At 69.8% G+C, this 22,883-nt stretch carries 18 protein-coding genes and 2 pseudogenes; 13 read left to right on the forward strand and 7 right to left on the reverse strand.

The annotated features are described in order from the left end of the window. Positions 1-149: 149 nt before the first annotated feature. Positions 150-404 (reverse strand): annotated as a pseudogene (locus ACWEPL_RS59125) (transposase); the annotation flags it as partial. A gap of 384 nt (positions 405-788) precedes the next feature. Here ACWEPL_RS59125 and ACWEPL_RS59130 point away from each other — a divergent pair. The 3 genes from ACWEPL_RS59130 (at position 789) to ACWEPL_RS59140 (ending at position 7,453) form a co-directional block, all read left to right on the forward strand. Then, on the forward strand, positions 789-2,504 hold the full coding sequence (locus tag ACWEPL_RS59130) for a DNRLRE domain-containing protein (protein WP_452441877.1): 1,716 nt from the start codon (positions 789-791) through the stop codon (positions 2,502-2,504). Continuing rightward, on the forward strand, positions 2,437-6,753 hold the full coding sequence (locus ACWEPL_RS59135; protein ID WP_452441893.1) for an Ig-like domain-containing protein: 4,317 nt from the start codon (positions 2,437-2,439) through the stop codon (positions 6,751-6,753). The genes ACWEPL_RS59130 and ACWEPL_RS59135 overlap by 68 nt, the downstream gene beginning before the upstream one ends. Positions 6,754-6,847: 94 nt before the next feature. Further along, positions 6,848-7,453, forward strand: coding sequence for a hypothetical protein (locus ACWEPL_RS59140; RefSeq protein ID WP_452441878.1), 606 nt, complete (start codon positions 6,848-6,850; stop codon positions 7,451-7,453). A gap of 215 nt (positions 7,454-7,668) precedes the next feature. Here the strand turns inward: ACWEPL_RS59140 and ACWEPL_RS59145 are convergent, their stop codons facing one another. The 4 genes from ACWEPL_RS59145 to ACWEPL_RS59160 all read right to left on the reverse strand — a co-directional run bounded on the left by ACWEPL_RS59145 (position 7,669) and on the right by ACWEPL_RS59160 (position 10,570). Continuing rightward, the gene (locus ACWEPL_RS59145) at positions 7,669-7,980 is read right to left on the reverse strand and encodes a spore germination protein GerW family protein (protein WP_452441879.1); all 312 of its coding nucleotides are present in this window, start codon (positions 7,978-7,980) and stop codon (positions 7,669-7,671) included. Positions 7,981-8,324: 344 nt separating this feature from the next. After that, positions 8,325-8,918, reverse strand: a complete 594-nt coding sequence (locus ACWEPL_RS59150; RefSeq protein ID WP_452441880.1) for a DMT family transporter — start codon at positions 8,916-8,918, stop codon at positions 8,325-8,327. 193 nt (positions 8,919-9,111) lie between these two features. Further along, on the reverse strand, positions 9,112-10,128 hold the full coding sequence (locus tag ACWEPL_RS59155) for a DNA topoisomerase IB (protein ID WP_452441881.1): 1,017 nt from the start codon (positions 10,126-10,128) through the stop codon (positions 9,112-9,114). Positions 10,129-10,150: 22 nt separating this feature from the next. Beyond that, positions 10,151-10,570 carry a hypothetical protein gene (locus ACWEPL_RS59160; protein WP_452441882.1) on the reverse strand — a complete coding sequence of 140 codons (420 nt, stop codon included), beginning with the start codon at positions 10,568-10,570 and terminating at the stop codon, positions 10,151-10,153. 166 nt (positions 10,571-10,736) lie between these two features. Between ACWEPL_RS59160 and ACWEPL_RS59165 the strand changes: the two are divergent. Next, positions 10,737-10,928: pseudogene (locus tag ACWEPL_RS59165) on the forward strand (STAS domain-containing protein); the annotation flags it as partial. A 19-nt stretch (positions 10,929-10,947) separates the two neighbouring features. Here ACWEPL_RS59165 and ACWEPL_RS59170 read toward each other — a convergent pair. Continuing rightward, on the reverse strand, positions 10,948-11,865 hold the full coding sequence (locus ACWEPL_RS59170; protein ID WP_452441883.1) for a glycosyltransferase: 918 nt from the start codon (positions 11,863-11,865) through the stop codon (positions 10,948-10,950). A 129-nt stretch (positions 11,866-11,994) separates the two neighbouring features. On the opposite strand from ACWEPL_RS59170, the gene ACWEPL_RS59175 reads away from it, so the two are divergent. From ACWEPL_RS59175 to ACWEPL_RS59215, 9 genes are read left to right on the forward strand one after another with little or no spacing between them, the layout of a single operon-like run. Then, positions 11,995-13,614 (forward strand): carbamoyltransferase family protein, encoded by a 1,620-nt coding sequence (locus ACWEPL_RS59175; RefSeq protein ID WP_452441884.1) that lies wholly within the window; start codon positions 11,995-11,997, stop codon positions 13,612-13,614. Then, positions 13,611-14,495, forward strand: a complete 885-nt coding sequence (locus tag ACWEPL_RS59180; RefSeq protein ID WP_452441885.1) for a glycosyltransferase family 2 protein — start codon at positions 13,611-13,613, stop codon at positions 14,493-14,495. Before ACWEPL_RS59175 ends, ACWEPL_RS59180 begins: the two co-directional genes overlap by 4 nt. After that, complete coding sequence (locus tag ACWEPL_RS59185; RefSeq protein WP_452441886.1) at positions 14,492-15,484, forward strand: glycosyltransferase family 9 protein; 993 nt, start codon at positions 14,492-14,494, stop codon at positions 15,482-15,484. Before ACWEPL_RS59180 ends, ACWEPL_RS59185 begins: the two co-directional genes overlap by 4 nt. Further along, positions 15,481-16,668: a glycosyltransferase gene (locus ACWEPL_RS59190; protein ID WP_452441887.1), complete on the forward strand. Its 1,188-nt coding sequence runs from the start codon at positions 15,481-15,483 to the stop codon at positions 16,666-16,668. The genes ACWEPL_RS59185 and ACWEPL_RS59190 overlap by 4 nt, the downstream gene beginning before the upstream one ends. Next, a complete protein-coding gene (locus ACWEPL_RS59195) occupies positions 16,653-17,204 on the forward strand; it encodes a D-sedoheptulose-7-phosphate isomerase (protein ID WP_452441888.1) in 552 nt (183 codons plus the stop codon). The genes ACWEPL_RS59190 and ACWEPL_RS59195 overlap by 16 nt, the downstream gene beginning before the upstream one ends. Continuing rightward, on the forward strand, positions 17,201-18,553 hold the full coding sequence (locus tag ACWEPL_RS59200; protein WP_452441889.1) for a PfkB family carbohydrate kinase: 1,353 nt from the start codon (positions 17,201-17,203) through the stop codon (positions 18,551-18,553). Before ACWEPL_RS59195 ends, ACWEPL_RS59200 begins: the two co-directional genes overlap by 4 nt. Before the next feature lie 10 nt (positions 18,554-18,563). Then, positions 18,564-19,241 (forward strand): SDR family oxidoreductase, encoded by a 678-nt coding sequence (locus tag ACWEPL_RS59205; RefSeq protein WP_452441890.1) that lies wholly within the window; start codon positions 18,564-18,566, stop codon positions 19,239-19,241. Beyond that, the gene (locus tag ACWEPL_RS59210) at positions 19,232-20,101 is read left to right on the forward strand and encodes a glycosyltransferase family 9 protein (protein ID WP_452441891.1); all 870 of its coding nucleotides are present in this window, start codon (positions 19,232-19,234) and stop codon (positions 20,099-20,101) included. Before ACWEPL_RS59205 ends, ACWEPL_RS59210 begins: the two co-directional genes overlap by 10 nt. Further along, entirely contained in the window at positions 20,086-21,033 is a 948-nt protein-coding gene (locus ACWEPL_RS59215) for a UDP-glucuronic acid decarboxylase family protein (RefSeq protein WP_452441892.1), read from the forward strand. Before ACWEPL_RS59210 ends, ACWEPL_RS59215 begins: the two co-directional genes overlap by 16 nt. A 68-nt stretch (positions 21,034-21,101) precedes the next feature. Here ACWEPL_RS59215 and ACWEPL_RS59220 read toward each other — a convergent pair whose 3' ends face one another. Then, positions 21,102-22,202: a c-type cytochrome gene (locus ACWEPL_RS59220; RefSeq protein ID WP_452441894.1), complete on the reverse strand. Its 1,101-nt coding sequence runs from the start codon at positions 22,200-22,202 to the stop codon at positions 21,102-21,104. Between the last annotated feature and the right edge of the window lie 681 nt (positions 22,203-22,883).

Below are 22,883 nucleotides of genomic sequence, written 5' to 3' on the forward strand. Positions count from 1 at the left end.
CCGCTCGCCATCGGTCAGATGCAGCGGCTCCACCTTCGGTCCCGGACGCCCCATAACCATGAACACTAGACGAATTACTGACTCAGGACACTAGGGATGTCCTGAAGATCTTGATGGGTGGGTCGGCATGAGCTGGTTCACCCTCTTTGCTATGCAGGGATCGGTTTGAGAGTCCAGATGCCGCTGGTGTGGGTGAGTCCGAGGTTGATCAGGCGGCGGAGGTTGAGAGCGGCGGCGCGGTGGTGGAGCCAGCGGTCGTTGGCGTAGGCGCCGCGGTAGCGCAGGCGCCGGTTGCCGCGGGCGACCAGCCAAGCCACGGCGCGTTCGACCATGGGCCGCCAGCGCCGGTAGTCCTCCTGTCAGGCGGGATCGGTGGCGGCCTGGCGGCGAGCGGCGGCCTGCAGATCATGGTGCGGGCGGATCGTCACCACACGGCCGGTCTTAAGAGCACCACGCCACCGAAAGCCGTGATCTGCGCAAAAGAAGTCATGGCGATCACCTTACGAGCACCGGCCATAGATCAAGCCCGGCCGTTCGCCGTAACACCATGATCTCCACAAGGGCTTGGCCGGCGGCCAGGGGGAGCATCAGCGGGATTCCCCTGTCCAGGCTTACGGTCCGCCAGGGGCGAACGGCCGGCGCGGCGCGATGGCTGGTCGCGGGGTATCAGGGCCCGAACTTGAAGATCGCTGAGCGTGCTTTCTCCGCCACCAATCAAGATCTTTACTCCGAGCTTACCTACATGTCATGATCACTCCGTTTTGTCGCTTTTGTATTGAAAGGCCTGAGTGAACACACCACGTACAGCGTCCGGTTTATCTAACCGGACGCGCCGGCGCGCTGCCCTGATCGCGGCTGTGACGTTGCCGCTCTCGCTGATGAGCGCGCCCGCGATCGCACAGACCCCCACCCCACCCCCCACGACGTCACCCCCCAGCACCCCCGCGACGCCGACCGGAAAAGCACTGGCGCAGGCCAAGAAGGAGAACCGGCGCGTCGAGGTCGAGTCGATGCGCTCGGAGAGCACCACCTTCTACGCCAACCCGGACGGCAAGACGGTCCGGATGGAGCTCAGCACCCAGCCAATCCGGAAGAGGAACGCCGACGGCAAGGGCTTCACGCCGATCGACACCACCCTCGTCAAGGCGGACGGCTCCATCAAGCCCAAGGCCGCGCTCGGCGACCTCGTCCTGTCCGCAGGCCGGGACAAGACCCTGCTCAAGAGCCGGGCGGCCGAGGCTGAAGCAGCGGCCGACGGCGCCACGGCGAAGATCACCACACCTTCGACACTGCCTGAGCCGCAACTGAAGGGCAACACCGCCACCTACCCGGGCGCCTACGGCAAGGGCCGCGACCTGATGGTCACCGCGGACGCGACCGGCTTCCGGCAGCGCATCACCATCGCCGAACGGCCCGCCGGCCAGGTCTCCTTCCAAGTGCTGATGGACCTCCCCGAGGGACTGTCGTTCCGGAAGAACGCCGCCGGCCGGCCCGTCATCGTGGGCAAGGACGGCAAGACGCTCACCGAGATCCGACCGACCCTGCTGCAGGACGCCAAGGCCGACGCCGGCGCCCCGCTCGACGCGGGCAAGATCGGTAAGGCCGCCGTCACGCTCGCCGACGACGGCAAGACCCTGGTGTTCACGCCGGACGCCGCGTTCCTGGCCGACCCTGCGACGACCTACCCGGTGACGCTGACCGCCGCCGCGTCGGACTGGTGGGAGGGGCACACCGGCCAGTGGCGGCTGGACGGCGGCGCCATGGACACCTGGATCAACGACTATGACTACAAGGATAGCTGGGACACCTTCACCCAGACCCAGATCGTGGTCGGCAAGTCCTACGCCAGCGACATCGCCAAGCGCTGGCGCGGCTACCTGAAGTTTCCCGACATCCCTGCCGAGTTCGCGGGCAGCGAGGTGGACAACGCCGACCTGCACCTGTGGAACTACCAGTCCAACGAGTGCGGCCTGTCGGTCGGCACCGGCATCACGGCGCGGCAGATCACGTCCACCTGGGACGAGACGACGCTGCACTGGAACAGCCAGCCGTCCGTCACCAGCACGGGCGCGGACACCGAGTACGGCGGGCGCCTACGGCGACGACTGCACCGGCTCCATGGCCTATGCCTGGAACCTGACCCACACGCTCAACAAGATCGTCCAGTCGTGGATCGACGGTGCCACCAACTACGGTATTCAGCTCACCGCCGGCAACGAGTCCGAGCTGCGCAACTGGCGGCGCTACACCTCCGAGGACGCCGGCGGCTGCACGACCACGCCGCTGGAGGATTGCAAGTTCCAGCAGCACCCGCCCATCCTCACCGTGGACTTCCTGATCCCCGAACCCCCGGTCATCGAGGACTTCTTCTTCACCTCACCGGATCCGATCACGAGCTTCCCCTCCTACGAGGAGGCCCGCGCCAGGTCGATCTACGTGCCCGAAGTCGGCGACCAGGCCTCGATCAGCGACGCGCTCGCCGCTCAGATCGCGGGACAGCGTGACGGCGAGGCGTACGAGGTCCAGACGGATCAGCTCGACCTCACAGAGGAAGGCCACGAGGGCGACGGCGAGGACACCCGGGCGCCGACGGTGGTCTCCGTCGAGCCTCCGGACGGAGCCGTGGACGTGCCCGTGGAGACGACGCTGAAGGTCACCTTCCACGAGCCGGTCGAAGACGCCGTGCTGATCCTCAAGGACGCAGGCGGCGCCGAGATCACGGGAGCGGTGACGTATGACGGCACGAAGACCGTCGCCACCTTCACCCCAGAGCGGGCGCTGAAGGGAGGAACCACTTATACCGCCACGGTCTCGGGGGCGATCGACGAGCGGGAGAACGCCATGAACCCCCACAGCTGGTCTTTCACCACCGAGAGGCGGGCCGCGGCAACCTGGACGTTCAACGAGGGGAACGGCCGTACGGCCGCCGACTCCTCGGGCAATGGTCACGACGCGAGCCTGAACGACACCGCGCAATGGATCGCCGGCAAGAACGGAAACGCGATCTCCAATACGCCGTCGCAGGCGCGGATCGCCGCCTCCCGGGCAGCGGCCCAGCAGGGCAAGGCCGTCGAGGTCGCCGACGAGACCACCTCGACCAGCATCACCCACGCGCAGCCGGACGGGAAGACGTTCAAGACCGAGGTCACGGCCGGTCCGGTACGGGCCAGGCAAGGCGGCGGCTGGGTGCCGATCGACACCACCCTGGTCGAACAGGGCGGCAAGCTGCGGCCCAAGACCCTCGCCGAGGGCGCGGTCGTGGACATCTCCGCCGGTGGCACGGATCCGTTCGTGAAAATGTCCGCCGATGGCAAGTCGTACGCGCTGCGCTGGCCGACACCGCTGCCCAAGCCGACGGTCAAGGGCAGTGTGGCCACCTACACCGACGCGGCGGGGGCCGGGGCGGATCTGGTGGTGACGGCGTTGCCGAGCGGGTTCCGGCATGAGGTGGTGCTGCGCCAGCGGCCGTCCAAGCCGCTGGAGCTGCGAATCGGCGTAGACGACGAGGGCCTGACCCTAAGCGAGGGCAAGGACGGCCAACTGCTGCTGAAGGGCACGGACAAGAAGACGGTCGCCACCGGGACTCGGCCGATCATGTCGGACGGCAGCGCCAAGGGTCTTCCGGCCACGCACGGCCAAGCCGACACGGACGTGGTCACCAAGAAGGGCCGTACGGATCTGGTGGTCAAGCCGGACCAGGCGTTCTTCCAGGTCACCCCCTCCCAAGTGATCGACGGGGTCACCGTGGCCACTAGCCTGACCCCGACCCTGCGGGCCACGGTCACCGACCCCGTCGCGCAACCGCTGCGGGCCGAGTTCGAGATCGAGCACGACCCGGCCGCACCCGACGGCCAGGGCACCGGCCAGATCTGGACCGGCGCCGTGGACAACGCCGACTCCGGCACTCAGGTTACGGCCATCGTTCCCGACGGGGAATTCGCCGACGGGTGGAAGGTGCGCTGGCGCGTCCGCGCGGTCAACACGGCCACCACGGTGGGCTCGCCGTGGTCGGACTGGCAGGCCGTGAGCGTGGACGTGCCGGACCCGGTCTCTGAACCGGCCGTGGGCGCGCTGCAGGTCACCCCATCCGAGCAGGTGGACGGAACCACCGTCACCCCCACCCGCACCCCGGCGCTGCTCGTCCAGGTGATCGACCCGGCGGGCAAGCCGCTGCGGGTCGAGGCCGAGATCGAGCACGACCCGGCCGCGACCGGGCAGGGCAGCGGCCAGATCTGGGTCGGTGGCGCCGACAACGTCCCGGCCGGCACCCAGGCGAGCATCGCCGTCCCGGCCGACACGCTCACCGACGGCTGGAAGGTGCGCTGGCGGGCCCGCGCGGTCTCGGCCACCGCCGCCTCGGCCTGGTCGGACTGGCAGTCCTTCACCGTCAGCCTGCCCAGGCCCACCGCCACCGGCCTGACCATCACACCGTCCAAGGTGGTGGACGGCGTCATGGTGACCACCAGGCTCACCCCCACGCTGCAGGCCACCCTCACCCACCCGACCGGCCAGGCGGTCCGAGCCGAAGCCGAGATCGAGCACGACCCGGCCGCTCCCTCCGGGCAGGGCAGCGGCCAGATCTGGGCCGGCGCCGTGGACGACGTCGCCTCCGGCACCCAGGCGGGCATCGCCGTCCCGGCCGGCACGCTCACGGACGGGTGGAAGCTGCGCTGGCGGCTGCGCGCCCTCACCGGTGACGCGTCCTCGGCCTGGTCGGATTGGCAGCAGGTCACCGTGGACGTCACCCAGCCGGGCGAGGAACCCCTAGCCCAAACCACCGGGCCGGTGATCCGCACCGACCAGAGCTTCACCGCCGCCGCCTGGCTGCGCTGGAGCGACAAGGACGGCGACTACACCGTCGTCGAGCAGAAGGGCACCCACCAGGCGCCCTTCCGCCTCGGCAACGAACCTCTGCACGGGCTGGTCTTCACCTTCACCGGCGCCGATGCCGCCGATGCTACGGTCGAGGGAGTGCTCTCCGACGTCGAACCGCCGGTCGGCGAGTGGTTCCACCTGGCCGGCGTTTACGACGCGGCGGCCAAGACCACCTCGCTGTACCTGAATGGCAACCTGGTCAAGACCTCGCCGGTGAGCTTCGCGACGTGGCACGCGGACGGCGCGATGACGCTGGGCAGCAGGATGCGGGGCGACCTCGATGAGGTGAACCTGTTCCAGCAGCCGCTCGGCGCCGATGAGGTCGCCGCTCTCCTGACGAACCCCGCGACCGCGGCGAGCCGGCCGGCGGCGCCCTCCGCGGCGCCCTCCGCGGCGCCCTCCGCGGCGCCCTCCGCGGCGCCCTCGGCCGCGCTTGTCGACGGCGACTTCGATTACGAGCACCCGTCGTTGGAGGAATGCCACGCCACCCAGAGGGCGCCCAGATTCACCGATTCCTACTCGCGCATGCAGGAACGCCCCTACAACGCATGCTGGACCGCGTGGATCGGATACACGGGATGGGAAGAGGAGGATGACGACGGCGTCAAGAAGCGCAAGCCGGCTGCCTGGACCCTGCTGTTCCCGCCGCAGCTCCGCATCCCTGCCATGCTGGTGAATCAGTTGCACCCCGGCGACGTGTTCTCCTTCCGCGCGACCTGGGTGGCGCACAGCTATCTGGGCAGCGCCAACGGAAGAGAGGTCTACGAAGGGGGTGACAGCACCAACGGTCTGCGCCCGCAGAACATGAAGTTCTGGCTCAAGTTCTCCGATTTCGGGATCTACAACACCGGCATACGTCGCTCCGAACTGGATGACGAGCTGGAGGACATGCAGCTCCAGTTCGGTCTCAGGACGTCGCCATCCTGCAAGATCACACAGGGCACGGCGACTCAGAACAAGACGATCAAGGCCTGGCGCGGAACGTACCTCGAATACCTGCTCGAGGCGTCCAAGCCGGAGGCCGGCAAGAAGGACAACGTCGTGTGCTCCGTCATGCCGGCGATCACCGCGTACGAGGGCAAGAAGGGCGACCTGCCTCTGTGGGACCAGGAGCTCCTCAGTACGAAGGGTAAACGGCTGGGCGTGGTTCGATGGGGGCACGGAGTCCCCGCGAACGACCTATGGGCGCCCAGTTTCCGCTGTGACTGGCGCGAGCTCAGGGGCCACAACTTCGGCGGCTGCATCTACATCAGAGCAGACAGGGTCTTCACGATGTCCAAGACCAAGAATCACAATTTCCGGGAGGTCATCGCCCACATCGAGAAGGCTCTGGACCAGGGCAAGAACGCGGACACCAATCCGCCGTACCGCCTGGGAGACACGACCGCCGATCGGGACGACGAATATCCGCCGGCGCGGGAGAAGACGGGCACTGAGCGGTTCAAGTCCATTCCAGGGAATTACGCGGCGGCGCCGGGCACCACTGCGGGCCTTCCTCTATGGAGAGGGACCGACGGGAACGACACCGTCAACCGGAGAGTGTTCTCCGGGCATCGGTTCTGGGTGCACAAGGGGACGGATCGCGAGTTCTACATGGGCGACGCATGGGGTTCCAACTACTGCAAGTATTACAACGAAGAAATGTACGACGAGCGCGGGATCGGAGCAACGCGGTGTGATGAATACCCGTTCGCGTCCACGCAGGAAGGTGCGGCCAAGGACCGGTTGAATTATTCCGTGCAGGCGGTCTGGACCAGCCACAACGATAGGCACGGAGCGGCGCTCCAGGACTTCTACAGCCAGTATCGTCTGCTCACCTACAACCCGGACCACAGCGTGTCCAGCGAAAGTCCGTTCTGGGTCAAGATCGTGGACTAAGAGTCAGACGGCCTGGATAGAGTTAGCGATATCTCAGGCGGGGTTGCCGAGACGAAGGCCCGGCAACCCCGCGCTGCGTCTGGAGGTAGGAGAGATGGCGGACCTGGCTCAGGAGTACCCGCTTGAGGATCAGTGGGGCCTGCTGGTCGAACACCGGATTGAGTATCTCTTTCACGGGCTCTGGGTGGAGAGCGGAAACGTAGACGAGGTGAGCGCGCTTCTTCGGGTTGACCCTGACTCGCGTCAGGAATGCAGCCTCGAGGCGGCCACGGAGGCGTTCCAGACCTCATCCGGGGAAATGGTCTGGATAGGTGCGCACTCGGCCGGATGGACGCACATTCTCGCCCGCGGGCTCTACCCGTACCACCCCGCCATACGGAACCTGGGAAAGCGACGCGTCCTTGAGATCCGCTACAACGACCATCTCAAGGAACTCGAACCGGTGAACCTCTACTACGACGGGGAACAGGTCGGGGACGTCACTCCGCCGTACGAGGAAGGCGGAGACATGGATCTTCCCGACTATCGGCCGTACGCGAGCGGGATCGCGCTCGGCGATTCGCTCGACCTCAGCCGGTGTGTGCACCTCATGTTGTGCATGGTCGGCCGGATCACCGGGCGCTTCCTCGACCGGGAGTGGGTCACTTCCACCAGGGCCCTCTACCGAATCCCCGAAGGGACCTGGCAGGAGTCGTGGTGACGGCTCGGGGGCCGAGGACGGGAGTCGCGAAGGCCGGAATGTCGCGGCCCGGCCGGCGATCTTCTGCGTAGGCAAGGTCTCCGGCGACCCGCAGCATGTGCGGAGCCGCCCGGCCGCGCCATCCGAACCGGCAGGTCGACGCCGGGGGCAGCTGGTCGTGGCCGGGCGGCTCCGTGTCGAGCAGGTCGATCAGCACGTCGGCCGTCTCACCTCGGTCAACGCTTGCGGCGCCACTTCTTGAAGATGCTCCGCAGGGTCAGCAGCACGATCGCGACAATCTGGCCGCCGAGAGCCATCCAGTTGTAGTCGAGGGCGGGCTGCCACTGCGCGTCGCCGTCCACCTGGCCTCCGCCACCGCCACCGCCATGGGTGACTCTGGCCACGGGGATGTCGACCACGTCGCCATGCTGGATCGGTTCGCCGAAGACGCGTTGGACGGTCGCGGCGTCCTTTGACCGTTCCACGAGCTCGAGAATGTACGGCTCCCACTTGATCAGGTGCTGCTCCTTGACCATCAGCGCGGCCAAAGGCAGGGTTGACTGGATCGCCCGAAGGCGGTGGAGCAGAGGGCCCTGACCGCTGAGCGGTCGTCGAGGGGAGGGCTGGCCAGGGCGTGCGGACGCCAGTGGCGCGTGTCACAGCGCCGAGCGGCATCCGGCGCTCCTTCCTTGCCGTGTCCCGTCCGAGCGCCCGGCTCGGAATCTCTTCATGGAGCAGGGAGCTCGCCCGGCCGGATGGTACGTAAGGAGCGGCCGGGGGAGGTTTCCCCGTTGGCCAACAGCGCGCGGTGTGGCGGCCCGTGAGGTCGCGCTGTGACGTGATCCATGCAATCGGATACCGGGCCCTGGTGTGAACGGCGTGACCTGGGCGTCTACCCCGTCCGACGGTAGACGGCAAGCCCCGGCCGGTCTGGTCTTCGCTGAACGCCACCCAAGCCGGAGCTGTTGGCCTGAACGAGCTCACCCATCCTTTTCCGACACATAGCCGTAAAGCAGGCGCGACGGGGATGCTCGGTGACATGCTCGCGTCCATGGACATGAGGGACAGCACTTCCACGACTCCGGACGACCTCTCCGGCCTTGGTGCGGGCAGTGAGCGTCTCCGTCTCGTTCATGAGGCGATCGATGCCTGGCGGGCCTGCGGTCGCCTCCCGCGAGCCGGGCACCCGGATTCCCTGGGTTCGGCCGACGCGCAGCCGTTCACCGAGGATTGCCATGCCCAGCACGATGCCGATGACCGGCTCGGCGGCGACCATGGCGGGCAACGAGATGCGCAGCGGGGCGGCGTCGAAGGCGCTCTGGTCGAGCAGGATGCCCAGCAGCGCGATCACGAGCAGGGTATATGGCAGCCAGCTGACCAGCAGCGCGCCCGGCTCGTGCCCCGCCCGCTCCAGGGTGACGAGCGAGTCGCGGGTCAGCACGTCCTGGACTCCGTATAGCATGCCCGCGGCTGCGGCCGGCAGCATCGCCTTGGCCGGCAGCGCCAGGCACGCGGCCGCCGTGCGGCCGTCCGAAGATCAGGAAAGTGGCCACTCCTCCGCTGACAAGCACCGCTCCCAGCCACTCCCATCCGCCGAGAAACTCCCGAGAGTTTTACTCAAGGGCTGCTACGACCGATTGGGCGGATTCTGCTGCGCGGTCTGCCCGGGCGGCTTCTGCCTAACCGCCTTTCGTGGCGGGGTTGTGCAGGAGGGACAGGACTGCCCGCTCGGTTGTCCCGTGGGTGGCCAGTTGGCCTTCCTCGGTGTCGGAGCCGAGTTTGGTCAGGGAACGGTCGATGGTGTGGCCGCGGTGATAGGCCGCGATCACGCGGGGGTCCACGTATGAGGCGCGGGCGACGGCGGGTGTGTTGTCCAGATAGTCGGCGACCTCGCGTATCACCCTGGTTACCGCTCGCCGGCGACCGGTCCTGCTCCGAGCCCTCACGGAGACGGCGAGGCCGACGGCTGCCAGGACGGTGGCATGCCAGGTACGGAAATCCTTGGCTGTCACCTCGAAGTCCATGGCCTTGCGCAGATAGTCGTTGATGTCGTCGCTGCGTACGTCGACCCAAGCGCCGTCAGCTTGGTAACGCAGCAGGTCCCCTTTCTCGCCAGTGCGGTGGAGGGCGATGACCACCTTGCACACGTCGGCGTCGCGCAGTTCAACTTCGCGCGCTTTGCCGCCCTTGGCGGGGTAGGAGAACATCACTCGATCTTTGTCACAGGTGACGTGCTCCATCCGGAGTGTGGCGAGGCCGAAGGTGTCGTAGGTTTCCCCGCCGACGCGGAAGAACCCGATGTCGAGCATCCGGGCCGCCGCTGCGAGCACCCGTTCGCGTGACATGTCGTGCCGGGTGAGGTGGCCAGCCACGCGCTCGCGGAAGCGCGGCAGCCGCTCGGCCATCTTCGCCACCCGGTCGAATTTGATCCGGTCCTGCTCGGCTGGCCACGCGTCGTGGTAGCGGTATTGCCGTCGTCCCGCGGCGTCGGTGCCGACCGCCTGGATGTGGCCGTCGGCTGAGCGGCAGATCCATACGTCATGCCAGGCCGGAGGCAGCACCAACGCTCTGATCCGGCCCAGGGTACGGTGGTCGCGGACCGGTTGCCCGCTCGCGTAAAAGTAACGGAACCCACGTCCCTTGCGCCGCCGGACGATTCCCGGCTCCGCGGGGTCACTGTGCCGCAGTTCGCTCACATCCGCTCCCGCGGACCATCGGTCAGCGCTCCCACGGCGGGTTGTCACCCATCTTCTCGTAGTAGCGGGCGAGGTGGGCTTTGACCCTGCCGACCTCATCTGTCGGGAGGTCGATGCCACCACGAGCGCCCTGCATGATGTTGCCGGCGGCCATGATGGCGCGCGGCACGGCCTTGAGCCTGCCGTCGACGACGTCGGCGATCAGCAGCTTGTAACTGGTGAAATTTTCGGGCTTGTCGCCGTCGTACCAGATATGAGCGTCGCGGTATGCGGCGTCCGGCTCATCCTCGGCGTCAGCCCAGTCACGCACCCGTTTGTCGGCGGCGTCACCGTCCCACGCGCGATCGCGGTCGGCAAGGGGCAGGTCCTGAAATCTGGTTACTGTCATACTCCATCGCCTGCCCGGCATGGGCACGGCAAACAGGATCCAGGACGACCGCATGGAGGCTGCAACCCGGTCACGTCCCTTCGGGGAATGATGAAGACGGGCTGTGGAGGACCGGCTACCCGGAGCGTTCGTGGTAAACGCAGCTTCCGCCGTCAGGAGCGCTGAGGCGTAGCCTGTATGGATGTGGCTCCTTGTATGAGGGGACACCGCCCTCGAGAAGGGCTGCACGCGTCTGACGATCGATACCGCCGACCTCGATTTCTGCGACTCCACCGGGCTGGAGGCCTTGCTCCAGGCGCAGAAGTGCCTCGTCGCAGCAGGTGGCAGCATGGTGCTGACTCATGTGCACGGCATGTTGCGCAGGGTCTTGGACATAACGGGACTGTCGAGGGTTTTCATGACTTCTCCATGACCGGCATCGGACGAAAGGTTCACTGCGGGCATTCGCCGAGCACGCCATCCCAGTCGTCGAGGAATCTCGTGATGCCGTACCGGGAGAGCGCCGCCGCGCGGGCGGCCTTGCCGTACCGGCCGGCCAGGGTGGGATCACCGACGAACTCCGACAGTGCCTCGACCAGCACGGACAGCTTGGTGGACAGCACCCCGGCCTCCTGCGGGACTGCCTCGATCGCCTCGGTGGCAGCGAGGGCGATGACGGGCAAGCCGATCATCATGGCTTCGATGAGCGAGAGGCCGAGCGAGGTCCACCGGTAGGGGTGCAGGTAGGCGCGCCGCTGGGCGATGGCCGCGTGCAGTTCGGCCTGTGGCAGGTCGTACGACGGGTACGGCAGATCTCCGGCCTTCATGCCGTACACGTCGAGTGGTACGTCGAAGGCGGCGAGCAGGTCGGTGCCCGCCACGCGCGTGCGCCGGACCGGTTCGTTGATCACCACGGCGGCCCGGGGCAGCTTTCCGGTGTAGCGGTGGCCGGGATCGATCACACCGTGCTCGATGACGCGGACGGGGGCGATGCCGTTGTCCCAGTACAGCGCGTTGAAGTGGGTGACGTGCACGAGCGGAATGGCTGACTGGCCGGCGAGCGGGTGCCGGGTGGCGGGTACGTCGCCCGTGGGGGTGTTGTGCTCGACGTAGATGCCGGGCACGGAGCCGCCGAGCCAGTCACGAGCCAGCTCGATCTCGTGCGGGCGCTGGTAGACGACGAGGTCGACATGCTCGTTCGCGAGCCTGTCCCAGGGCACCTCGCGTACCGAGGGGGGCCAGTCGAAGGTCCGCGCCCGCCCTCTGCCGTCGGCGTCGCGGCCAGGCGTGAGAGGGACGAGGTAGGTGTGACGGCCCTGGACGAATGAGGTGGTCCATGAGCCGTGCACATGCCAGACCAGGATTTTCATACGCGCCCTCTTTCAAGATTTCGTCGCGTCCGAAAAGCCCGGCCGCGGCTGGCCGTCGCGTCAACGTGAGAGACGGCTGCCCCTCCTACCTTGCGTTTAACGACCGCTGCGCTCGGTAGCGATTCCCCCATGAGGTTCCTTGGGATCAACGCGGTCTTCCACGACCCCGCCGCCGCCCTCGTGGTGGACGGCGAGGTCATCGCCGCCGCGGAAGAGGAGCGGTTCAGCCGGCGCAAGCATGGCAAGCGGCCCGTTCCGTTCTCGGCCTGGGAGTTGCCCGAGCAGGCCGCCGCCTGGTGTCTCGCCGAGGCCGGGTTGCGGCCCGAGAATCTCGACGCGGTCGCCTATTCTTACGATCCTTCGCTGGTGCGGCAGGAGACGGGCGCTCCGTGGGAGGACCTGCGCACCACGTACGCGACGAGGGCCCCGAGCTTCCTGGCCACGGCGCTGCCCGGGCTCGACCCGGCGCAGGTGCGGTTCGTGCCGCACCACGTGGCGCACGCGGCCTCGGCGGGGCTCGCGGCGCCGTTCGAGGAGTGCGCGGTCCTGGTGTGCGACGGCCGCGGCGAGTCCGTCTCGCACCTGGCCGGCCACTATCGGGACGGCGAACTGACCACGCTCGCCGCGCAGGAGCTGCCGCACTCGCTCGGCCTGATGTACGAGGAGGTCACCGAGCACCTGGGTTTCATGCGCTCCAGCGACGAGTACAAGGTCATGGCCTTGGCCTCCTACGGCACGCCCCGGCACCTCGACGTGCTGCGCGAACTGGTCACGGCCACGCCGGAAGGCGGCTTCAGGGTCGAGCCCATCGACTGGGGCGGCTTCGCCAAGAGGCTCGGCGGCGGGGAGAGGTGGACCGCCGACCACGCGGACTTGGCCGCCAGCGTTCAGACGCGGCTGGAGGAGGTGCTGCTCGACCTGGCCTGCTGGCTGCACGGCAGGACGGGCGCGCGGCGCCTGGCGATGGCCGGAGGCGTGGCGCTCAACTGCGTGGCCAACACCCGGTTGCTGGCCGAGGGGCCGTTCGAGGACATCTGGGTGCAGCCGGCCGCCGGCGACTCGGGCACGGCGCTCGGTGGTGCCCTGCACCTGGCCCAGGAGCACGGCGAGCCCGCCGCGCCCATGCGCGGCGCGGACCTGGGGCGCTGCTGGAGCGACGACGAGGTGGCCGCGTGGCTGGACGTCGCGCGCGTGCCGTACGCACGGCCGGAGAACCTGGCCGCCGAGGTGGCGGCGGCGCTGGCCGACGACAAGATCGTGGCCTGGTTCCAGGGCCGCAGCGAGTACGGCCCGCGCGCGCTGGGCCGGCGCTCCTTGCTGGCCCACCCCGGCCACGTCCGCAACACCGAGCGGCTGAACGACGTCAAGGGCCGGGAGCAGTTCCGGCCGGTCGCGCCGATGGTGCTGGAGTCCAGGGCGAGGGAGATCTTCGGCCGGGGCCCGGTGCCCTCGCCGTACATGCTGTTCGTCCATGACGTGCGGCCGGAGTGGCGCGAACGGATCCCCGCCGTCGTGCACGTGGACGGGACGGCCCGCATCCAGACCGTCTCGCCGGAGAGCGATCCGCTGATGGCCGGGGTGCTGGAGCGGTTCGAGGCGCTGTCGGGGTTGCCCGTCGTGGTCAACACCAGCCTCAACACGGCGGGACGGCCGATGGTCGACTCGCCGAGGGACGCGCTGGAGTGCTTCGGCTCCGCGCCGGTCGACCTGCTCGTGATCGGGCCGTTCGTGGTGCGGAGGCCGGCGTGATCACGGTGGTGATCCCCACGATCGGGCGGGCCTCCCTGGCCGACGCCATTCCGAAGGGCGTGCCCGTTATCGTGGTGGCGGACACCGAGCGCAGAGGACCCGCCGCGGCACGCAACAAGGGCTGGCGACAGGCACGGACGCCCTGGGTGGTCTTCCTCGACGACGACGTGGTGCCCGCCGAGGGGTGGCTGGAAGCGGTCATCAAGGACCTGGCGGAGCTGCCGGAGGACGTGGGCGGCAGCCAGGGCAGGATCCACGTGCCGCTGCCGGAGGGCCGCCGGCCGACGGACGCGGAGCGCAACACGGCCGCCCTGGCGAGCGCGGAGTGGATCACCGCGGACATGGCCTACCGGCGGACCGCGCTGGAGAAGGTCGGCGGGTTCGACGAGCGGTTCCCCCGCGCCTACCGGGAGGACGCCGATCTCGCGCTGAGAGTGATGGCGGCCGGCTTCCGGCTGGTCAAGGGGGAGCGGGTGACCCGGCACCCGGTGCGGGACGACGGGTTCTGGGCCAGCGTGCGGTTCCAGCGAGGCAACGCCGACGACGCGCTGATGCGCAGGATCCACGGGCCCGGCTGGCGGTCGCGGATCGGGGCGGGCGGGCTGCTGCCCAGGCATGCCGTCACGGCCGCGCTGGGGCTGTCCGCCGTCGCCATCGGCCTGGCCGCCGCGGTCAAGCGGCCCGGCGGCCGCACCGTGAAGGGTGCCGCGCTCCTCGCGGCGACGGGCTGGACCGCGCTCACCGCGCGTTTCGCGTGGGAGCGGGTCGCGCCGGGACCGCGAACGCCCGCCGAGATGATCAAGATGGTGGTCACGAGTGTGGTCATCCCGCCCGTCGCCTGCCTGCACCGGCTTCGCGGTGAGCTGAGGGAGCGCCGGTGAGTCGCGCCGTCCTGGTGGCTCGCCTGGACAGCATCGGTGACGTGCTGCTCGCCGGTCCGGCCGTTCGCGCGGTCAGCGCGTACGCCGGCCAGGTGAGCTTCCTGGCCGGTCCGCGGGGCAGGGCCGCCGCCGAGCTCCTGCCCGGTGTCGACCGCGTCATCGAGTGGCGGGCACCGTGGATCGACGCCGATCCTCCGCGCGTCTCGGGCGCGCACGTCGACAGTCTCATGAACGCGCTGCCCGACGCCGACGAGGCGGTGATCCTCACCTCTTTCCATCAGTCGGCGCTGCCGCTCGCGCTGTTGCTGAGGCTGCGCGGGGTTGGCAGGATCACCGCGATCAGTGAGGACTACCCCGGCTCGCTGCTCGACGTCAGAGTGCGGGTCGACGAGACCAGGCACCTGCCGGAGGCGGAGCGGATGCTGGCGGTGGCCAGAGCCGCGGGCTTCGAACCGGTCGACAGCGGCGCACTGGCCATCACTCCGCCGCCGCCGAGCCCGGTGGGCCCGCCCGGCTATGTCGTCGTCCATCCAGGAGCCACCGCGCCGGCCCGTGCCTGGCCGCCCTCCCGCCACCAGGAGGCGGTCGAGGCGCTGGCCGAGGAGGGCTTCGCGGTGGTGGTCACCGGTGGTCCGGACGAACGCGCGCTGACCGCTCGGGTGGCAGGACGTCACGCGATCGATCTCGGCGGGCTGACCAGCCTGCCGGAGCTGGCCGGCGTGCTCCGCGACGCCTGTGCGCTGGTGGCGGGCAACACGGGCCCCGCCCACCTGGCCGCGGCTGTCGGCACCCCGGTGGTCAGCCTCTTCTCCCCTGTGGTGCCCGCCGCGCGCTGGGCCCCGTACGGAGTGCGGTATGTGCTGCTCGGTGACCAGGAGGGGCCGTGCAAGGACACGCGGGCGCAGATATGCCCGATCGGTGGCCATCCGTGTCTGACGGGAGTCACAGCCGCGCAAGTCGTCAAGGCAGTGAGGGAACTGATCTCATGAAGATCGATCTCGTCTCCGAGCATGCCGACCCGCTGGCCGCGATCGGCGGAGTCGACGCGGGCGGGCAGAACGTCCATGTCGCCGCGCTCGCGCAGGCTCTGGCGCAGCGGGGTCACGACGTGGTCGTCCACACCCGGCGCAGCTCGTCCAGCCAGCCGGAGAGCGCGCCAATGGCCGCTGGGGTGCGGGTCGAGTACGTTCGAGCGGGGCCCGCCGTGCCGATACCGAAGGACGACCTGCCGACCTACATGCCCGCCTTCGCCGAGCAATTGGCACGTTCCTGGGCGCGGCGGGCACCGGACATCGTGCACGCGCACTTCTGGATGAGCGGCATCGCCGCGCTGCTGGCGGCGGGCCACCGTCCCGTCGTGCAGACCTTCCACGCACTGGGCACCGTGAAGCGGCGCTGGCAAGGTAGCGCGGACACCAGCCCGGCATGCCGGATCGACGCCGAGCGGCGGATCGGCCGCGCGGCGGCGGCAGTGCTGGCCACCTGCTCGGACGAGGTCGGCGAGCTGCGCGCCATGGGAGTGCCCGACCACGTCATCTCGATCGTGCCCTGCGGAGTGGACCTGGGCCGCTTCACCCCCGAAGGTCCGCGAGCGGCCAAGGGCACGCGCCCGCGGGTGCTCAGCATCGGCCGGCTGGTGCCGCGCAAGGGCGTCGACACCCTGCTGCGGGCGCTCCGCAAGGTGCCGGAGGCCGAGCTGCTGATCGCGGGCGGCTCCGCCGACGAGCCCGAGGCGGGCAGACTGTCGGGCCTGGCCACGGTCTACGGCCTGGCCGACCGGGTGAAGGTCCTCGGCAGCGTGCCGCACGACGAGGTTCCCGCACTGATGCGCTCGGCCGACGTGGTCGTCACCGTGCCCTGGTACGAGCCGTTCGGCATGGTGCCGTTGGAAGCGATGGCCTGCGGCGTGCCAGTGATCGCCTCGGCCGTGGGCGGCCATCTCGACACGGTCGACGGCTGCGGCGTGCTGATTCCGCCGCGCCGGCCACAGGCGCTGGCCCGGGCGCTGAAAGACCTTCTCGATGCCCCGGAACGGGCTACGGAGCTCGGCGCCGCAGGGGCGCGCCGAGCCAGGCAACGGTACGGCTGGTCGCGCGTGGCCGAGCAGACCGAGGCCGTCTACCGCGCCGTGCTGGGCGCCGAGGTGAGGGGGATGACATGCACAGGCACCTGACCATGTTGCGTGAGGCGCTGTCGATGAGCGCGGATCAGGCACCGACCGTGGAGGCGTGGGGGCGCAAGCTCGCGGCCGTTCTGGGCGGTGGCGGACGGCTGCTGGTGTGCGGAAACGGAGGCTCGGCCGCGGAGGCCCAGCACTTGACGGCCGAGCTGGTCGGCAGGTTCAAGGGGGAACGCCGCCCCTACGCGGCGATCGCGCTGCACGCGGACACCTCATCGGTGACGGCGATCTCCAACGACTTCGGCGCCGACGCCGTCTACGCCAGGCAGGTCTGCGCGCACGGCCGCCAGGGCGACGTGCTGTTGTGCCTGTCCACCAGCGGTGCCAGCGGCAACGTGCTGTCCGCGGCCCGGGCGGCGCGCGAGTGCGGACTGATCACCTGGGCCATGACGGGCAGGACGCCAAACCCGCTGGCAGCGATCAGCGACGAGGTGGTCGCGGTGCCCGCCACGGACACGGCCACCGTCCAGGAGGTGCACCTGGCCATGCTCCACCTCCTCTGCTACGCGATCGAGGAGGCGGGCGCGTGACCGGACCGCTGGTCGTCATCGGCGACATGCTGCTGGATGTCGACATCGAGGGAACCGCCGAACGGCTCGCACCGGACGCGCCCGTCCCCGTTGTCGACGTCGAGGCGAGACGTCCACGACCCGGCGGAGCGGGGCTGGCGGCGCTGCTGGCCGCCAGGGACGGAGCGGAGGTGGTGCTGGTCACGGCGCTGGCCGACGACGACAGCGGGCGCACGTTGCAAACCTTGCTGAACGGCCGGCTGCGGGTCGTACGCCTGCCGCTGCGCGGCTCCACCGTCTGTAAAACCCGGGTCAGGGTGGCCGGGCAGACGCTGGTGCGTCTGGACACCGGAGACGGGTATACCGCGGACGGCCTGGACGGCGCGCTGGCCCGCACGGTCCGCTCCGTTCTCCGGACGGCGGGCGCGGTGCTGGTCTCCGATTACGGCAGAGGCATGGCGGGCTCGCTGCTCGGCCTGCTTGGCGAGGTGGACGCGCCCATCGTGTGGGATCCGCATCCGAAGGGCCCGAGCCCCTTGCACGGGTGCACGCTCGTCACCCCCAACGAGCGCGAGGCCCGGCTCCTGTGCCCGCCGCCGTACATCGGGCCGGACGAGGCGGCCCGCCGCCTGGTAAAGGCTCTGCACGCGCAGGCGGTCGTGGTGACGCTCGGCGCCGATGGCGCGGTGTTCGCGCATGGGGGCGGCCACCACGGCAGGATCCCGCCGCCCGTGCTCGGCGGTGGCCGCGACGTGTGCGGCGCGGGAGACAGGTTCGCGGCGGCGGCGGCGCTGGCACTGCGTGACCGGCTGCCGGTGGAGGATGCGGTCGCCCTCGGCGTCGGAGAGGCCGCCAGCTTCGTCGAAGGTGGCGGAGCCGCGGCCATCAGGCTGGCCGGCGCGCAGATGGGTGACAGACCGCGTACTCCCGCCGAGGTCGCCGATTTGGTCAGGGCCAACGGCGGACGGCTGATCGCCACAGGGGGTTGTTTCGACATCCTGCACGCCGGGCACGTGAGCCTGCTGCGCAGAGCCAGAGCGCTAGGCGACGCACTGATCGTGTGCGTCAACTCCGACGCCTCGACCAGGCGGCTCAAAGGCCCGAACCGTCCGGTCGTCGGCCAGCGGGACAGAGTCGAGATACTCGGTGCCCTGGGATGCGTCGACGCCGTCATGATCTTCGATGAGGACACCCCCGCCCAGGCCATCGAGCGGCTCAGGCCGCACGTGTGGGTCAAGGGCGGCGACTACTCCGGGAGAGAGCTGCCGGAGGCGGCGTCACTGCGGAAAGTGGGCGCGGAGACGGTCGTCCTGGCCACTGTGCCCGGTAGATCCACGACTGGGATCATCGCCGCGATGCAGGCGGCATGAGGAGGAAACGATGCTTGGAGACATTCTGATCACTGGCGGCGCGTCGGGCCTCGGTCACGCCGTAGCCGAGGCGGTCGCCAAGGCGGGAGGCAGGCCGCTCGTGGTGGACTTGCGTGCCGCCGACGGGTTCGACCACGCGGTCGCCGACCTGGCCGACCGAGGCCAGGCCGAACGCGCGGTGCGGGAGCTGGCCGAGCGGGCCGGTGGCCTCGACGGTGTCGTCACTGCGGCGGGGATCGACGCCTGCGGCCGGCTGGAGGACGTATCCGCCGATGACTGGGACCGGGTGATCAAGGTCAACCTCATGGGGACGGCCGCGATCGTCCGGGCCGCTCTGCCGTACCTGCTGGAGTCCTCCGGGCGGGTGGTGACCTGCGCCTCGACGCTGGGCCTGCGCGCGGTGAGCGACGCGACGGCCTACTGCGCGGCCAAGTTCGGCGTGGTGGGCTTCTCCAGGGCGCTGGCCGCCGAACTGGCCGGTCAGGTCGGGGTCACGATGCTGGTCCCCGGTGGGATGGCGACGCACTTCTTCGACGGGCGGCCCGAGCAGTACAAGCCGGGCCCTGACGCCAAGCTCAACCGGCCCGAGGACGTGGCGCAGACCGTGGTGTTCGCGCTCTCGCAGCCGCTCGGCTGCGAGGTACGCGAGCTGGTCGTCTGCCCGTCCGCGGAAACCTCGTGGCCCTAGACGTGCTGGCGCTGCGCGGGCTCGGGCTCGGTGACCTGCTGACGGCGGTCCCGGCGCTGCGGGCGCTGCGCCGCGCCTTCCCCGCCCGCCGGCTCGTCCTGGCCGGGCCGCCGGCGCTGGCACCGCTGCTGCCCGTCGACGAGGTGATCGAGGTGCGGGGTCCCGGCCCCGTCCCGTACGGCGGGCCCGAGGTGGCGGTGAACCTGCACGGCAGCGGCCCGCAGAGCACGCGAGCGCTGCGCGCGACCCGTCCGGGGCTGCTGCTCACCCACGGCGGGCAGGGCCCGCCGTGGCGGGCGGACGTGCACGAGGTGCGTCGGTGGTGCGACCTGCTGGAGTGGTACGGCATCGCGGCCGACCCGGCCGACCTGTACTTCGGACGCGGCGACAGGAGCGGGCCCGTGGTGGTCCATCCCGGCGCGGCCGCCCCGTCCAGGAGATGGCCCGCCGACCGGTACGCGGCGGTGGTCGCCGCGCTGCGCGCCCGAGGGAGGGAGGTGGTCGTCACGGGAAGCGCGGACGAGCGGGAGCTGGCCGAGCGCGTCGCCGGCGACACGGGAGCCAGGGTCGCCGCCGGCCGCACGGATGTGCGGCAGCTGGCCCGGCTGGTACGCGATGCCCGGCTGGTGGTGTGCGGCGACAGCGGGGTCGGGCACCTGGCCACCGCCTACCGCACCCCCTCGGTGCTGCTGTTCGGGCCGGTCTCTCCCGCGCTGTGGGGACCGCCCGCCGCCGGGCCGCACATCGTGCTGTGGAAGGGCGGCACCGGTGACCCGCACGGACGCGAGCCCGATGCCGGCCTGCTGGAGATCGGAGTCGACGAGGTGATCGAGGTGATGGCGCGATGCGAGTCGTGGTGACCGGAGGAGCCGGGTTCCTCGGCTCCCACCTGTGCGAGAAGCTGCTGGACAGGGGAGCGGAGGTCGTCTGCATGGACAGCTTCCTCACCGGCTCCCCACGCAATCTCGAACACCTGCTGGACCATACGGGGCTGCGGATCGTCGAGTGCGACCTGACCGCGTTCGTGCACGTGCCCGGCGAGGTGGACCTGGTGCTGCACTTCGCCTCGGCCGCCTCGCCTGCCGACTACCTCAAGCACCCGATCGAGACGCTCAAGGTCGGCAGCCTGGGCACGCTGCACGCGCTCGGCCTGGCCAAGGAGAAACGGGCCCGGTTCGTGCTCGCCTCCACCAGCGAGGTCTACGGCGACCCGCTCGAACATCCGCAGCGCGAGACGTACTGGGGCAACGTGAACCCCGTCGGGCCGCGCAGCGTGTACGACGAGGCCAAACGCTTCGCCGAATCGCTGACCACCGCCTATCGCAACTCCCACGGTGTCGACACCGGCATCGTGCGCATCTTCAACACCTACGGGCCCCGGATGCGGCCCTTCGACGGCCGGGCGATCCCGACCTTCATCAGGCAGGCCCTGGCGGGCGAGCCGATCACGGTGACCGGCGACGGCAGCCAGACCCGTTCCATCTGCTACGTGGACGACACCGTGGACGGCATCCTGCGCATGTCGAGCAGCGACTTCGCCGGGCCCGTGAACATCGGCAATCCCGACGAGCTGACGATGGTGGAGCTGGCCGGCCTCATCCGCGAGCTGGCGGGTTCGTCGTCACCGATCGAGTTCATCGACAGGCCCGTGGACGACCCGAGCGTCCGCAGGCCCGACACCGGCCTGGCCGAGACCGAGCTGGGCTGGCGACCTGTCGTAGGGGCGGAAGAAGGCCTGCGGAGAACCATCGATTGGTTCTCCAGGCTGGACAGCCCCATCCCCGCCACCTAGCTGGGAGCGCGACCGGTCGGTGAGGACATCGCGGATGCGGTCCGTCTCGCTCTCCTCCCGGACTCTGGTCACCAGCAGCCACGCGACGTCATCCGGAAGGGGGCCGAGGATCGCAACGCGACAACCGGCCCGAGCAGTACGCCGCGCCCTTCGGTCGTTACGAAGCCGACCTCACCAAACCTGGCTCTCCGCTCGACGGCGACACCGTCAGCAACCACCTCTCCCGGGTGCGCCAGTACCTCCTCTGGCTCGACCAGGCCGCGCTCGACGGCGACCCGCTCACCGAACCGGCCGCCCGTGACCGGCCGCCCGCGACACGATCGCCGCGTTGCTCGGCCACTCCCTTGAGACCGCCCGCCGCTACACCCTTCCCACCGACGCAGACCGCCAAGGGGCCATCGACAAGCTGACCGTAGACGAATAGCCCAGACACCTGCCCTACAGATGGCGTCAGGAGTGGCTACTGCCCCTTTCCGGCTACTTGGTCTGCCTGCCGGGAAGGGAGGCATCGCGCCCGGACCGAGCCGGACCGCCTCGGCGACCTGGGTGGGGGAGGACTGGAGCAGCGACGGTGCAAAGACGTCTCCGGTCATGGTGGCGCCGGCCGCCGTCGAGGAGTGGCAGGAGGCGCAGGACGCGAGGCACAGCGTCCGTCCCCGCCGCGGGTCTCCCTTGCCCACGGTCGGGATCGGCGGCCCGCTGCCGAGCGAGGCGACGTAGGCGGTGATGGCATTCTTGCCCCGGGCCAGCGGGTCTGCTTCAGGAGGTGCCGCGGCAGCCGCCCGTCCGTCCGGCACTGGAGAGAACGGTCGCCGTGCGGTGGCGGTCAGCGCGGCGACCAGGACGAGGACCGCGACGGGTATGGCGAGCACCGCGCGCGTACGTACGTACGTGGGGCAGCCGCAGTCGCATCGGTCTCGCTCCAGGCTCAACAGGTAGGCGGCGATGTCGCGGGCGTCCTGCTCGGTCACGCCGAGGTCGGGCATCGCGGTGCCCGGTTCGACGGCCTGCGGGTAGCGGATCCAGCGCTGCAGGTTCGAGGGGGTGTTGACGAGCACACCGGCGATGTACGTAGGTGCCGACGAGGCGAGCGGCGGCCCGACCAGGCCCTGCGCGTCGCGCACGCCGGGCACCGTGTGGCAAGACGCGCAGCCGTACCCGTTGATCAGCTCAGCACGGCGGTCCGGATGCCCCCTGGAACGATCGCCGCCTGCAGGTACGGGGGTACCCCACCGCAACTGGCCAGCCCGAGCACGGCGGTCAGCGTCACGGCCCAGTGCGTCATCTCCGCTGGCCACGCGCTCGAGGGCGACCCAGACCTGCTCCTCGTTCCGGGCACCGCCGTGTACGCCCTCGACCGCGAGCCGGCGACGCTGCGGCGTCTTCTCGATATCGCCCCGGACGATCATGCGGCGCGTGCTTAGGACCGCCGGCTCCTTGACCGGCCGACACCGTGAGCATCCCGCTTTGCCAGTACGCGCTCTACCACGCCAATCCGGTGATCCACCGTCAACGACGACTACCGCCCCGTTCGAAGGCACAGTTGCGGAGTGTTGTTGTCGCTGGTCGACCGTTGATGCGGTGCTTGGGGGGCCGGATGGCGGCGTTGGTCCGCTCCGGTCTGACCCTCCACAAGGTCATCCGCGAGACGACTGGTCGGCCGGAGCCGTTGACGTAAAGGGGATACCCAAGGACCTGCGGGCAGTCTCGACAGTCTCCGGAAGCCGGCGCCGGTTCGCCAGGGCACGGGGCAACCGGGGGAGCGCGTCGCGCAACCCCCGGCGGCCGTGGGGGGGGGCCCCGGGGGCGGGGGGCGCCCGCGGGGGCGCCCACAGCCCCCGGCCGGCCGA

The sequence above is a fragment of the Nonomuraea sp. NPDC004186 genome (assembly GCF_053603495.1).